The organism is Vibrio navarrensis (genome assembly GCF_015767675.1).
Taxonomy (GTDB): domain Bacteria; phylum Pseudomonadota; class Gammaproteobacteria; order Enterobacterales; family Vibrionaceae; genus Vibrio.
This window is the reverse complement of sequence record NZ_CP065218.1, coordinates 851,066-864,570: the sequence shown is the minus strand read 5'-3', so window position 1 is coordinate 864,570 and position 13,505 is coordinate 851,066. Positions and strand designations below refer to the sequence as shown.

Annotated in this window: 14 protein-coding genes; 6 read left to right on the top strand and 8 right to left on the bottom strand. The window is 48.7% G+C overall.

Annotated features, from left to right (window positions below):
• Positions 1 to 97: 97 nt before the first annotated feature.
• Positions 98 to 982 (bottom strand): hypothetical protein, encoded by an 885-nt coding sequence (locus I3X05_RS20490; protein WP_045571357.1) that lies wholly within the window; start codon positions 980 to 982, stop codon positions 98 to 100.
• A 226-nt stretch (positions 983 to 1,208) separates the two neighbouring features.
• Positions 1,209 to 1,427, bottom strand: a complete 219-nt coding sequence (locus I3X05_RS20485; RefSeq protein ID WP_139046392.1) for a hypothetical protein — start codon at positions 1,425 to 1,427, stop codon at positions 1,209 to 1,211.
• 138 nt (positions 1,428 to 1,565) lie between these two features.
• Here I3X05_RS20485 and I3X05_RS20480 point away from each other — a divergent pair, with 138 nt between their 5' ends.
• Positions 1,566 to 1,787, top strand: a complete 222-nt coding sequence (locus tag I3X05_RS20480; RefSeq protein ID WP_045571359.1) for a hypothetical protein — start codon at positions 1,566 to 1,568, stop codon at positions 1,785 to 1,787.
• A gap of 40 nt (positions 1,788 to 1,827) precedes the next feature.
• Here I3X05_RS20480 and I3X05_RS20475 read toward each other — a convergent pair whose 3' ends face one another.
• Positions 1,828 to 2,238, bottom strand: a complete 411-nt coding sequence (locus tag I3X05_RS20475) for a hypothetical protein (RefSeq protein WP_226972165.1) — start codon at positions 2,236 to 2,238, stop codon at positions 1,828 to 1,830.
• Between the two features lie 212 nt (positions 2,239 to 2,450).
• Here I3X05_RS20475 and I3X05_RS20470 point away from each other — a divergent pair, with 212 nt between their 5' ends.
• Both I3X05_RS20470 and I3X05_RS20465 read left to right on the top strand, forming a co-directional pair.
• Complete coding sequence (locus I3X05_RS20470) at positions 2,451 to 2,699, top strand: DUF3297 family protein (protein WP_039441740.1); 249 nt, start codon at positions 2,451 to 2,453, stop codon at positions 2,697 to 2,699.
• Positions 2,700 to 2,893: 194 nt separating this feature from the next.
• Positions 2,894 to 3,151, top strand: coding sequence for a DUF2999 family protein (locus I3X05_RS20465; protein WP_045571361.1), 258 nt, complete (start codon positions 2,894 to 2,896; stop codon positions 3,149 to 3,151).
• A gap of 125 nt (positions 3,152 to 3,276) precedes the next feature.
• Here I3X05_RS20465 and I3X05_RS20460 read toward each other — a convergent pair whose 3' ends face one another.
• Positions 3,277 to 4,644, bottom strand: coding sequence for an ABC transporter substrate-binding protein (locus I3X05_RS20460; protein ID WP_045571362.1), 1,368 nt, complete (start codon positions 4,642 to 4,644; stop codon positions 3,277 to 3,279).
• A gap of 8 nt (positions 4,645 to 4,652) precedes the next feature.
• Positions 4,653 to 6,629, bottom strand: a complete 1,977-nt coding sequence (locus I3X05_RS20455) for a methyl-accepting chemotaxis protein (protein WP_045571363.1) — start codon at positions 6,627 to 6,629, stop codon at positions 4,653 to 4,655.
• Between the two features lie 807 nt (positions 6,630 to 7,436).
• On the opposite strand from I3X05_RS20455, the gene I3X05_RS20450 reads away from it, so the two are divergent.
• The gene (locus I3X05_RS20450; RefSeq protein WP_045571364.1) at positions 7,437 to 7,646 is read left to right on the top strand and encodes a cold-shock protein; all 210 of its coding nucleotides are present in this window, start codon (positions 7,437 to 7,439) and stop codon (positions 7,644 to 7,646) included.
• 209 nt (positions 7,647 to 7,855) lie between these two features.
• On the top strand, positions 7,856 to 8,011 hold the full coding sequence (locus tag I3X05_RS20445; protein WP_171816745.1) for a hypothetical protein: 156 nt from the start codon (positions 7,856 to 7,858) through the stop codon (positions 8,009 to 8,011).
• A 272-nt stretch (positions 8,012 to 8,283) separates the two neighbouring features.
• Here I3X05_RS20445 and I3X05_RS20440 read toward each other — a convergent pair whose 3' ends face one another.
• The 3 genes from I3X05_RS20440 to I3X05_RS20430 all read right to left on the bottom strand — a co-directional run bounded on the left by I3X05_RS20440 (position 8,284) and on the right by I3X05_RS20430 (position 11,193).
• Positions 8,284 to 8,541: an HIT family protein gene (locus tag I3X05_RS20440; protein ID WP_052702572.1), complete on the bottom strand. Its 258-nt coding sequence runs from the start codon at positions 8,539 to 8,541 to the stop codon at positions 8,284 to 8,286.
• A 191-nt stretch (positions 8,542 to 8,732) separates the two neighbouring features.
• Positions 8,733 to 9,971 (bottom strand): DEAD/DEAH box helicase, encoded by a 1,239-nt coding sequence (locus I3X05_RS20435; RefSeq protein WP_045571365.1) that lies wholly within the window; start codon positions 9,969 to 9,971, stop codon positions 8,733 to 8,735.
• 244 nt (positions 9,972 to 10,215) lie between these two features.
• The gene (locus I3X05_RS20430; RefSeq protein ID WP_045571366.1) at positions 10,216 to 11,193 is read right to left on the bottom strand and encodes an arginine deiminase-related protein; all 978 of its coding nucleotides are present in this window, start codon (positions 11,191 to 11,193) and stop codon (positions 10,216 to 10,218) included.
• A gap of 325 nt (positions 11,194 to 11,518) precedes the next feature.
• On the opposite strand from I3X05_RS20430, the gene I3X05_RS20425 reads away from it, so the two are divergent.
• A complete protein-coding gene (locus I3X05_RS20425) occupies positions 11,519 to 13,375 on the top strand; it encodes an ABC transporter ATP-binding protein (protein WP_045571367.1) in 1,857 nt (618 codons plus the stop codon).
• Positions 13,376 to 13,505 lie beyond the last annotated feature (130 nt).

Genomic DNA, 13,505 nt, shown 5'->3' with positions numbered 1-13,505 from the left:
AACTTAGGGTATTTTCATTTTTCATGCATTTATAATCAACTCAAGTCGCTGTGCAATTTGGGTTGATTATTTTCACTCACCTTATCAATATCACATTTTATGTGTATATCTTTGATAAACTCATCAGTATATCGATAGCGCTATTTTTTCGTGACTTTTCAACCTTGGTCAAAGCTTCCACAATCAACGCATCGCGCACATGCTGCACCTGACGCAACTGATGGAACTCAGGGAATTGGCGCATCTCGCTGGTAAAGTTAACGTGCGAACTGAGATGGAAACCCAACTTGACACGAAAACCAATCGCCACTGGGAAATCGCGTACCTTGTTCACATCTTCCAAAATTTGGTACTGATATTCTGAAATGCCCAGTACACGCGCAATGGTTTCGAGTGGAATGTTGTGCTGCAGACGAAACCGTTTTACGGTAATCGCCACAGAGCGATAGTAGTCAATTGCAAAGTCGTGGATATCCAGCACGGGAGGGGGAAGCAGCTCGTTGTAGTTACTCAGCAAACCCGTTTGCGATTCAAGCTCACTTTTGAAACGAAGAAACGCCACGCGATCGTCTTCATTCATTAAGTTCGCCACTAACTCCAAATACAGCTTGAACTGATCGCTGGGCAGTCGGCCAATACAGAGCAGCGCCTCAATGGCTTTGTCATCCATGCCACGAAACTGCTCTTTCATTTTCAGGCCATAGTAAAAGCTGGTCATCGGCACCATCATGACCCAAGTTAGCGCGGCCACCACATGGATGGGGCGCATCGACGGATAACTTTGCTGCATGTAACGCTTGAGCGTCGAACCATTGATGCCCGAGAAACGTTGCTCGAGCTGCTTGAAGGAGATACCTTGAGCGCGGCGTACGTAAGACATAGAGACCGCCATATCCGTGTCGATATTTTGTAGCAGCGTATCCATTTTGCGGATTTCTTGCTCAGACACGGCGACATTGAAGCTTTCCTTGCTGTTTTGCATAAGGCCTGTTTACAACTCATTCAACAGTCACTCTCCAATGCACATTCATTAGAGCCCGAATGCTTGCCAGTCCACAGCCTACGCCGCTTTAAGCAAACTTCCGCCCTGCGAAGGTCAACACAAAAATGACACCCAATTGTAACATTTTGTGAAGCACAGAGCAGCTGAGCGAAAATACCAGATGTCAACGCCTAGGTCTACTCAAGCAACTGATATCAAAAACGTTCTAGCCTGGCATTTGTACACAATATAAGAACTTAGTACCGCTCTTCTGCCGCACGCTCAGCAGTTGCGCTATGGTCGGCGCTTGGCTCCACTGCCATTCTTTGTTGGGCAAGCGAAGCGCATTATGACACTGTGTATAGTGGCACGCTTTGACACCATCGGATAACGCGCTGACCTGGGCAAGCTCATCTAAAAGCAGCCACTCCTCTTGATCACTCACAGGCTGCATCGGCTGCGCAACGATCCCCCCAACCACAGTCCCAGGCGAGTAATTCAATACAAGATAAAGCAAACAGATCGCGGATCACATTGGCTTTGATATAAGGCGCCCCTCTAAATTGCATAATGCCACAGCGTTTTGCGTCAATATCACCTCGGTGAAAAATGTGCTCACGTTCTAATCACAGAAGCGTTTAATGGCGTAACCCAAACACGAGAAAGCTTCGCCGAGATTCTCATCCAAGTCAGTCGTGTCAATGAGATGAGTACTCAGATTGCCATTGCCTCCGAGCAGCAATCTTCCCTTGTCCGCGAAATGAATCAGTCCGTGGAAGTGATTAACGAAAAAATGAAAGTGTGACCTAAGCTTACCTCGTTGAGAGCCTAATGGTCGTCCACCATCAGTCCAATTCGCACTCAATACTGGCGATTGGTGTAGCATCTTGACCAAAACAGACATACGCCCAAACCGCCTGTTGCGGGCGAAAGGTAATGTAGCCCGCCTTAACGTCATCTTTTTTAAAGTTGAGCTGGGTAGCCGTCACTTCGCGTCCATCAATCAAGGTCGCTTCAATGTGCTCGCGCAACCAAATGGCGATTTTTTCTTTGCGAAAAGTCGACGTAATCGTAATTTCTGCGCAGCGAAGCGGTGGATTGGGTGCAACGCTTGAGCGCTCACCATCCACGTTATCTTCAACTTGATAGCCTTGAGCAACATCATGAAACCGCTCAATGGTCACCTGACAATTATCGGCTGCCTGAACGCTTGACGCGGAGAGTAAACAGAGTAACGCAACGTATTTTCTTAACATAATCTCAGATATTCATTGTTTGCCAGAGACTGAGCTTACCTGCTCAGCTCGTCAATGACTGTCAAAAGTTGGTAAATTGAGGTTAAGCAAAATCAAACAAACCACGGTTGCCCAGCGCTTTCAGCTTGTACCAACGCGAACGACTTCACTTGAACAGCGCGCTGGCTCTGTCTACAATGGCGCACTTTTTTAGCGACTTTAGGTCAAAAAACATGAACGACACTACGGCAAAACCAGCCCTACCGGATCGCCTAGCGGGTAATCCACGCAGCCCTTTCTTCATTAAAGAGTGTTTCGAACACCAGATCGGTATCCGTTTTAACGGCAAAGAGCGTACTGATGTTGAAGAGTACTGCATCAGCGAAGGTTGGGTTAAAATTCCATCGCCAAAAGCAAAAGATCGCTACGGTAACCCAATGCTGATTCAACTGAAAGGCACGGTTGAAGCTTACTACGTGTAACTTCATCAGTTTCGCTGACAACCTGAAAAGTCGATGCTTGCGTCGGCTTTTCTTTTTCTACGATTTCCCCCGAGCTATGGCTGGTAGCAGTAATAAATGGTAGCAGCAATAAAACGCGCCTTTGCCAGTTCACCCCTGTTTAACCAAGTGCTAAACTGCCTGTCTATTTCGTGTATCGATTAAAAGGAAATGTGATGAACCCAATTCTGGCGATGTTGAAAGAAAATAATATTGGCGATGAGCAGATTAACGAGCTTTTCCAAGCACTAACACAAAACCCGCTCGCCGCGATGATGACCATCTCCCAGCTCGGTTTGCCTCAAGAGCAGTTGCAAGCGCTGATGGCGCAAGTGATGCAAAACCCGGCTCTGATCAAAGAAGCGGTGGAAGAGCTCGGCCTCGATTTTTCTAAAGTGGAAGAAGCGAAAGCGAAAATGCAGCAGCCACAGTAATTTGCTGTCCCCTAAATTGTTTACCTTCAGGAAACATAAAGCGGCTCAAGAAGGCCGCTTTAATTTTTGATACGCCTGAGCATCTCGCTTCGCAAGTGCAAAACAACCCGAGCCTATCTTCACCGTTATTCTGATATCTGCTCACTCTCTTCTGCGGCAAAGCCTTCCGTGACGGTGGCTGATAACATCACCTCATTGCTATTCGATATTGGCATGGTTGCTGCCTCGACACACTGACAACTTGTCTCTTTCTCTGGCATGTTTTGATGTGGCGCGTACCACGCTTGCAGCCCCATTTCCAAACGTTCGGCCGCCGCTTTCGGTGCCATTTTGCCGAGTAACACCGCTTGGCTTACCTCGGCCAGTTCATCGCCCAATTTGGGCTTGCCGCGCGAGAGAATTTGCGTCGCCACCCGAATCGTGGAGTCACACTGATCGCGCCACTCCATCATCTCCCTTGCAGCGGGGTTGGTCACGTCAAAGAAATGGTTTGAAAGCGAGAAGAAACCGGGAAGCGAGTTGGTATAAAGCTCAGCAAACTGAGGCGTGGTCAGCCATTGCAAGAACGCTTTCGCCGCTTGCGGATTTTTGCTCGCCGGATTCATCCCCATGCCGATGTCGGTATGGTCAGTAAAAAAGCAGCCTTCGCCCGCTTTTGCCACCGGTGGACGCATTACGCCAAAATCCACCTTGCCAGTGAAAGGGGCAATTTCCCACGATCCCACGACATAAAACGCCGCTTTTCCTGAGGTGAACAGCTCGTTACTGGTGCCATAATCGCGACTTTCGCCCCCCGAACCAAGATATTTGCGCCAACGGGCAAGCTCTTCAAATACTTCAACGTATTGCGGATCGTCCAAACGTTCCTGACCATTAATCAGCGCCAAGCGGCCATCTTCTCCCTTCCAGTAGTTGGGGCCGATATTTTGAAAGCCGAGCTCAGAGGAAACCCAGCTTTCCGAACCGCTCATGGATAACGGCACATAACGGCCATCGGCTTTCACTTTATCCAGCACAGCAAAGAACTGATCGCGTGTTTGTGGCACACTCAAACCCAGCTGGTTAAAGATGGTTTTGTTGTAAAAGAAACCATGAATCACCGATGCCATCGGCACGCAGAAGGTCTGCGCCCCCGAGTCGGTTTGCCATGGTGCTTGCGCAAAACTGGGGAAGTTTTCCATCCCCGCCATTTCGGTCAACTCGGCAAGATGCCCCGCTTTAAACAGCGCTAATGAGTCATCAAACGGACGACAGGTGATTAAGTCCCCCGCTTTACCTGCCTTGAGGTTTTGCCACAAGGTCGGCATGTAGTTGACGTTCTGCACCGGATGAAACTTCACCTTGATTCCAGGATGAACAGCTTCAAAGGCTGGGATGATTTTTTGCTCCCACAACGCTTTATCATCACCACGCCAGCTTTCGATCACCAGTTCACTGGCCATCAGTTGGCTACAAAACAGGAGACTCAACGCTCCAATCCACTTGTTGGTCATAAGCCCTCCTAAACCTTGAAATGTGCAATGAGTTGTTGCTGTTTCGCCGCTAGATCGGCCAACACTTCACTGCTGGTAGCCGATTCTCTCGCTTCCCGTTCGGTTTCATGCGCCACTTCCGAGATGCCCGTCACGTGGTGGGCGACGCTCTGGCTAACCAAAATCTGCTCTTGCGCCGCGTGCGCTACTTGGTCGGCCATCTCTTTAATCGCACTCATGCGATCCGCAATTGACTGCAATGCGCTGTCCATTTCTCGCGTTTGCTCCACGCAGGTCCGCGTTTGCTCTTGGCTGCGGCCCATCACTTCCACCACTTCTTTGCTGGATTGCTGCAAATTCTCGATCATATTTTGGATCTCTTCGGTTGAGGTTTGCGTGCGAGTTGCCAGCGCACGCACTTCATCAGCCACCACCGCAAAACCGCGTCCGGCATCGCCCGCGCGAGCGGCCTCAATCGCGGCGTTCAATGCCAATAAATTGGTTTGCTCGGCGATACCGCGAATCACATCCAAGATACTGCCAATGTTGTTACTAAACTCGCCCAGTTTGTGGGTAATGCCGACCGCAGACTCCATATCGGTTGCAAGTTGCTCGGTAATGCGCCGTGTGGTCGCGACTTTCTGGCGGCCATTCTTCGCTTCGGCATCGGCACGATCCACCTCATCTTTCGCGCCATCGGTCGAACGTGCAACCTCGGTAGCACTCACTTCAAGCTCAGTAATGGCGGCCGCGACCTGATCGGTCTGGCTCTTTTGTTCTTGCACGCGCGCCATCGCCCGTTCACTTATTTCAGCCGAACGGCTCGCTTCTTCCACCAAGTGGCGCGATCCGGCGTTAATTTGCGACAGCAATTCACCGGTTTTGTCGGCCAAAATGTCGATAGAACGGGACAGCTCGCCAAACTCACAGCGGGTCTGATAATTGATTCGGCGCGTCATATCGCCTTTGGCCATGTAGGCCAACTCGCTGTTGATTTTCTGCAATGGTCTTTGAATGCTGAGCGCGGTGGTGTAGCCAATAACCAGTGCCACCGCCGCAGAAATGGCAGACACCGCCATGATCCAGAAATTGGCACTGCTTACCGCCGCATCCGCGAGCACGCGGCTTTGCTCTGCGATTCTGCCCGCCGATTGCGCCATTTCATCTAGCTTTGAAAGGCTATTGGCTAAGCTCGCATCAACCTGTTGGTTTTGGCTCACGAGATCGTTTTCAAGCTGCTGCGCTCTGCGCATGGTTGCCAGCAAACCTTGCTGTCCAAGCGCCAACTCTTGCAAGCGATTCAGATTCGCCACGTAGCGCGCCTTGACATCGTCCGCCACCAGCACCCGTTCGAGCCGTTTTCGCGCCATTTCGATATCTTTACTTAGCACTTTTTCCAGCTCATTGAGGTCGGTTTTGGCATCGGCGCGACGGATGTTTTTCAAATCGCGAGCAATCCCCGAGGTAATCAGCTCCGCTTTATTGCGCATTGAGCGTTGGCTAGCACTCTGTTGTAACAGCAAATCCGCCGCCCATTGATAGGTGTCTTCTAAACGAATAAAGGCGATTTCCAGCTCTCGGCGCTGCAACAAGGTATTGACCCATTCACCATGTTTCGTCAACACTTGGTCCGCTTGCGCGTAGAATTGATCGGTCGCTTTGAGCACCTGTTGAAACTGGGTTTGGCTTTCCTCTGAGGCAAGTTTGTTCATTTCTTGGCTCAGTTGCCGGAAACGAGCTTGCTGGTCTTGAAAGCGACTCGAAAGTTGCGGTAATTCGTTCGCATCTTCGCTGGTGCGAAACTCAAGCACCCAACGGTTACTCTCTTGTAACGCTTCTTTAAGCCCAGCCACCGATACCACTAAAGGCGTCGCCTTATCGGTAACTTGAGACAAACCATCATTAATGCCTTGAATTTTAAACGTACTGATGACGCCCAATAAGATCAACAACAGGAGCATCAACACGAATCCAGCGATAATCCGCTGTACGATAGATAAGCCCATGAACATATCCTCGTTGATGATTGAGTAGATAGATTAAACATAGCCCCAATTAGCGCAGGTGGTGCAACGAGCATCACGATTTGTGATGTTTAGTGTTGCAGTTGAAAGACGTTAAGAGAAATAGAAAGGGCGCGATTCACCTTCACTAAGAGATTCTGATAGGGATAACGGTGCGGCTTTGCTGTTACCGCGATGAGAGTGAAAGCTGAGCAAATTTTCTCAGCGCGCTTTGTCTAATCTTCGTGATGGTAGTGGCTTTTACTTTCAGAGAGATAAATAGAGATAAATCAGATCGGTCGTTTCCGCCATCGAGGCAAAGAAGCGTGTGAAGTTGGATTTTTCAAAACGAGGCTCGCCGACATTCTGTCCAAGAGAACTATCGGGCCGCTTTCGCCGACCAGTTGCAAAGGCACAGAGAGAAAAGCCACACCTACACACCGATAGTGGGCGTGGCTTTAGCGTCTTTTGGGACAGAAGCTTGCTAGGTATAAATAACCACCTTAAATGAATCTATCTCCTCAGTTTTTGTTTGATTATCATGTGACTAAGTCGAATCACATCGCGTACACAGGTTTTGCGATTTTCATCCTTAGGATAAATAAAATAAAAATAAAGCTATCTTTAATTTTTTAAACCTGTATAGTCGATTTTGCTCTGACAAAGAGTTGTTTCAAGATAAAAAAATAAAGTAAGTTTTCCAGCGTTATCCTTAGCAAGTTTTTCTCTGTATCTCCCTTAATTCTCTATCAAAAAAATAATGCTTATGTTCAGTGCACCTTAATTTTAATTTTTTATAAGGGGCATAATATGTCTAATCAAGTAATTGGTACAGTAAAGTGGTTTAATGAAACTAAAGGTTTCGGTTTCATTTCTCAGAATAATGGTGATGATCTGTTTGTTCACTTCCGAAACATCGTTGGTGATGGGTTTAAAAAACTTGTTGAAGGTGACAAGGTTTCTTTTACCGTGGGTAAAGGACCTAAAGGTCTTCAGGCAGAAAATGTAACGACAATTTAGTAGTCTTACAAACTTTGGCTTCCTTATCATGCCTAATAAAGTGATAAGGAAGTAGTAGCTCTGACCTAGAGTTGTTTCAGATAAAAAGTATAAAGCCAGTTTTTCCAGCGTCATCCTTAACAAGTTTCTCTGCAATCGCCCTTCATTCTCTATCATAAAATAACACATGTTCAGTGCACCTTAACTATTTAATAAATAAGGGGCATAGTATGTCTAATAAAAATATCGATTCCATGAATAATTCTTATAATAAAAAATTTAAAATCAAGAAAGATTTACTTAATAAAAGTTCAGTAAACAACCTGCTTAAAAGAATATCAAGCGGTCAAAGAGGTGTGGTTTTGGAGATGTTTTTTGAAGAATAATGGCAGAAAGAAAATTTGGTTCAAACTTAAAAAAGAAAAATCAAATTATGAAAACCAAACCAATGATTGGTGTTTGCTTTGAATATAAACATCGTTGTACAAACTAGAAAGAACAAGCTCACACTATGGGTTTTAAGAGGCTGAGTTATCAATCAGCCTTTTTTTATTGTTCTAACAAATTGTTCTGACAAACTTTTGGGCAATTACACCTTACTCTCCCCCACCAACAGCTTCTGAACGAGATCGTTTTCAGAAAATCGAACGTTAGCAATTCACGAATGACAGAACGCATAGCAAGCAGAATCGGCCTTGTTTGAAGGCGTAAATTGAAACAGCTCTGCATGTTCTTCAGCAGAGAGTTGCTCAAGATGAGAGACGTGACTGCGGCTCAGAATCAGCACATGACCTTCGGCTATCGGGAAGATATCGAGCACGGCTTTCAACCCATTTTGCTCGGCAACCCGATAGTGTTGTAAGTTATCGCTATTACTATTAATAGCACAAATAATGCATGCATCGTGGCTTGGCAAAGCACTACTCCTTGGTTGTTCACTGTTCGCTTATCGCTCGGCGGTCCAACTTACCGCTGCTGTTCATCGGCAAGGGTTAAATGTCACAGCACCCATACCAACCAATAACGCTCTTGTGAGTACAACTGGCAGGATAAACTCTATTTCTAGAGTTGCGACTGCGCGATGGATTTAAGCGTTCGCCAAGGTGATTATCTTACGCGCGGGTTCGGCTGGGTCGGTTTACTTTGGAACTGTTTGATGCTGTTTTTATTTTGCGTGCGGCGATTGGCTTTTTTGTCGCGCGGAGCGCGCTTACTCTCGCCCGTTGAGGGCTGATCCGTAACCGTGAAACCTTCTAAGTTTTGCACCGGCAATTCACGTTGCGTGAGGTGGCGAATGGCATTGAGCGTTTCCATTTCACCGTGGCACACCAGCGAAAGAGCAAGACCTTGTTGTCCGGCTCGCGCAGTGCGACCGACTCGGTGTACATAGGTTTCGGCGTGCATAGGCAGGTCAAAGTTGATCACCACTGGTAACTGTTCAATGTGCACACCGCGCGCTAAAACGTCCGTCGCAATCAGCACTTGGCTTTGGCCACTTTTGAACTGCGCAAGCGCCGCCTCTCGCTCGCTTTGGCTTTTATCCCCATGCAGGACACTGGCAGCGACGCCCGCTTTATTGAGCTTTTTACATAAGCCATCGGCATTCTCTTTCGCACCAATAAACACCAACACCTGTGGCCATTGCTTTTGCTGTACAAGCTCAATAAAGGCTTTGGTTTTACTGCCTTTATTGACGAGATAGAGCGTTTCCGCCACATCTTGATTAGTACTGTTTTGCGCGTGAGCCGCCAGTTGAACAGGGTCTGGCATCAGCTGCGCGACTTTGTGCTTTAGCTCATCCGAAAACGTTGCCGAGAACATCGCGGTTTGCCGTGCATGGGCGGTTTGCTCGGCAATCTTCTGCACCTCGGGCCAAAAGCCCATATCGAGCAGCCGATCCGCTTCGTCCAGCACTAAGTAGCCAACTTCGCTCAGCTCTAACCCGCTTTTGATCAGATCCTGCAAACGCCCTGTGGTCGCCAGCAATAGATTCGGCCTTTGTGCCAGCGCTTGCAGTTGCAACTCTTTATCGACTCCGCCGGACAGACACACGGTGTGCAAACCGAGCGCTCGACCAATTGGGCTAAGTGCTTCTGTGACTTGCTGCGCCAACTCGCGCGTAGGCACTAACACTAGAGCCTGCTGCTGAGTATCAGCTTTGAGCTTTTCCAGCAAAGGCAAACCATAAGCGAACGTTTTACCACTGCCCGTATTCGCCAGCGCCAGCACGTCTTTGCCAGCCAACATCTCTGGGATCACCAGCGTTTGAATGTCGCTCGGTTTCACGATGTTTTTCGGCAAAGCCTGAATCAGTTCAGGGCTTAAAGAAAGAGAGGAAAATGGCATAGCAACGTACCTAGACGAAAACAGAAAGGGTATAAAGGCGAACTTTACCACGGGCGAATACCGCTGGCTAAGGATTTACTCGCCCCTTTTAACCCCCTGTTAGTTTAAGCAATACCGCACACCGATTGCGGCTTTACTCGATTGATCTCAAAATTCTCGCCACTTTTAAATGAAAAAGACCAACTCTGGGTTGGTCTTTTTCATTTTAAGGCGAACGTGTTTGAACGAAGAATAAAGCGGTCCGTTACAGCACGCTTTTGCGCGTTGGCAAAAATACTTCACCAAGCATACAGCGCACCGAACCGCCGCCAATCTCTTCGATGGTCTTCACATCGAAGGGAAGCAGTTTTCCGTGCGTGGCCAGTTGGTTGCGCTGCGCTTCTGAAAACGCATCATAAGCGGATTGCGACATGGCGATCACCTTGCTGCCGTTGACCGTTTCCAACTGTAAAATGTTGCCGCAAAAACGGTTCATCTGCTCAAGCGAAATCGAGATCACTTGCTTATCTTTCGCCAACGCTTTGAGCACGAAGCGGCGTTCAAATTCAGGGATCACCTCATCACAAATCACACAAAATTTCTCGCCAATCGCCATCATCACATTGGTGTGATAAATCGGCTTGCCCGACGGTAAGCGGGTTTGAAATGAGATCACGCGCGAGTAGCCGATACGTTTGGCATACTCTTCAAGCACCAAGCGATCACAACGCTGTGACAAGGCAGCGTAGATGGTTTTGTTGCAATGATCGATCACCATCACGCCCGTGCTTTCCAAAAATGCCTGATCGTGGGTGTATTGGGTCAGTGAATCTTGGTGGGTCACTTCTCGCCCTGCGGCGATAAGCGCGTCAATCAACGCTTGCGGGCGAACCTCTTCCCGTCTGTTTTCACACGCCATCGGAAAAGTGAAAAAAGCGCCCTCTTCGGTAGTACTAAACCAGTTATTCGGGAAAACGGCGTCCGGCGTTGCGACGGATGACTCGGGGTAATCAAACTCCACCACTTGCACCCCTTCCTGACGCAATTTACTCACCATCGCTTTAAACTCCGCCATGGTTTTTTGTCGCACCGCCTCTTGGCCGAGGGAGATTTGGTTCTGAAATTCGTTGTCGCGAGCGGTCTCTTCATTAAAACGAAACTCTTTCGGCGGCACCATCACCACGCAGTTGGCGTTTTGTCGCACGCTCTGTTTCGATAAATTTGTCTCATTCGGTAACAACATCGGTCCATTCCTTATCACTAGATTAGGCAGATTGTAAAATTAATGTTAACCATGCTTTTACTGATTTTAAGCATAGCACACGCCTTCTTTAGCAAGAGTTACTCTAGAAGTGGGATATAACAGAAATATTTATCGACACATCGCCGATAAACACACTATTCCGTCTCCAGAGTGTCGCCTGTGCCGAACCATTGTCTTAAAGCCATAACCAACTAGTTACATTTGCCTCATCAATCCGTTAGACTACTTTTTGCCCTTCCAAACCACTCTGTCTCGTTTTACCCGCACTTTCCGTCCGTGTGGGTGCATTACTTTAGGACGCCTTATGTTTAAACGATTTGAAAGCTTTACCAATCCGTTTCCGGCCGGACAGCCGGAGCAGCCTCCAGAGGGATTACTGGCATTTTGCCGCTACTACACCCGTGGCTTTGAGAAACCGCTGATTTTGATGTCACTGTTGTCAACCATTGTCGCCATGGTCGAAGTCTCCCTGTTTGGCGCGATGGGCCAACTGGTGGATTGGCTGAGCAATAGCGACCCTCGTACCTTTATCGAGCAAAACCAAAGCGAGCTGATTTACTACGGCTTGGTGCTGTTGGTGGTGATGCCCACGCTCGTCGTAGTTTATTCGCTGGTGGTGCATCAAACCCTACTCGGCAACTACCCGATGTCCATTCGCTGGTTAGCGCACCGTTATCTGCTCAATCAGAGCCTGAACTTTTATCAGGATGATTTTGCCGGCCGCGTCGCTACCAAAGTGATGCAAACATCGCTGGCAGTGCGTGAATCGGTGATGAAAACCATGGATGTGTTCGTCTATGTTTCGGTTTACTTCACCAGCATCATCGTGATGCTGGCGGCGGCGGACTGGCGACTCATGGTACCGATGCTGTTTTGGCTGCTGATTTACATTGCTATTCAGCTCTACTTTGTGCCAAAACTGAAAAGTGTCGCCTCTGAACAAGCGGATGCGCGCTCCACCATGACCGGGCGTATTGTCGATAGCTACACCAACATTCAAACCGTGAAGCTGTTCTCGCACAGCAAGCGGGAAACGCAGTACGCCGAAAACGGTATGCGCGAGTTTCTAGGCACTGTCTATCGACAAATGCGCCTGGTCACGGGCTTTAACATCGCCGTGCAAGTCACCAACTATGTGCTGGTGTTTTCCATTGCGTCGCTCTCTATCTATTTGTGGCTGGGCGGCGCAATCAGTGTCGGCGCGATTGCGATTGCCGTCAGTTTGGCACTGCGTATCAACGGCATGTCGATGTGGATCATGTGGGAAGTCGGCGCGCTGTTTGAAAACATGGGCACCGTGGTTGACGGAATGAAAACGCTGGCAAAGCCGATTGCCATCCAAGATAAACCGCAAGCCACTGAGCTCACGGTAACGCAAGGCGGCATTGAATTTGAAGATGTCAGCTTTCACTACGGCGAGAACAAAGGGGTGATCAACCATCTCAATCTGAGCATCAAGCCAGGAGAGAAAATCGGCTTGGTGGGCCGCTCTGGCGCTGGCAAATCGACATTGGTTAACCTGTTGCTGCGCTTTCATGACGTGGAAAGCGGCAAGATCAAGATCGATGGGCAAACCATCTCCGAGGTCACGCAAGATTCGCTGCGCGCGCAGATAGGCATGGTGACGCAAGACACGTCGCTGCTGCACCGCTCGATCCGCGACAACATTCTTTACGGCAACCCCGACGCCAGCGAAGAAGAGCTGCTGCGCGCCACCAAGCAAGCGCATGCCCATGAATTTATCGAAACGCTGACCGATCCGTTTGGCAATGTCGGCTACGATGCACAAGTGGGCGAACGCGGTGTGAAACTCTCTGGCGGTCAGCGCCAACGCGTTGCCATATCTCGCGTATTGCTCAAAGACGCACCGCTGCTGGTACTCGATGAAGCGACTTCTGCGCTCGATTCCGAGGTGGAAGCGGCTATCCAAGAAAGCTTGAACGAGCTGATGCAAGGCAAAACGGTGATCGCGATTGCCCACCGCCTCTCGACTATCGCGCAGATGGATCGGCTGATCGTGCTCGATAAAGGCAACATCGTCGAGCAAGGAACGCATCAAGAACTGTTGGATAACAAAGGCATCTACGCGCAGCTTTGGGCCCATCAAACTGGCGGGTTCCTCGCCGACGATTGCCCTGAAGAAAGCAGCAATATCGCCTAAATCCAGTCGTGAAAAATGTCCGTTTGTTGACCTAAGCCCCGTTCATTCGGGGCTTTTTTTAGCGAAAAACGTGCGATTAAACCTCCATGCGAGGGTGGCTTAGATCACAAAATGTGATTAAAATCGCCGC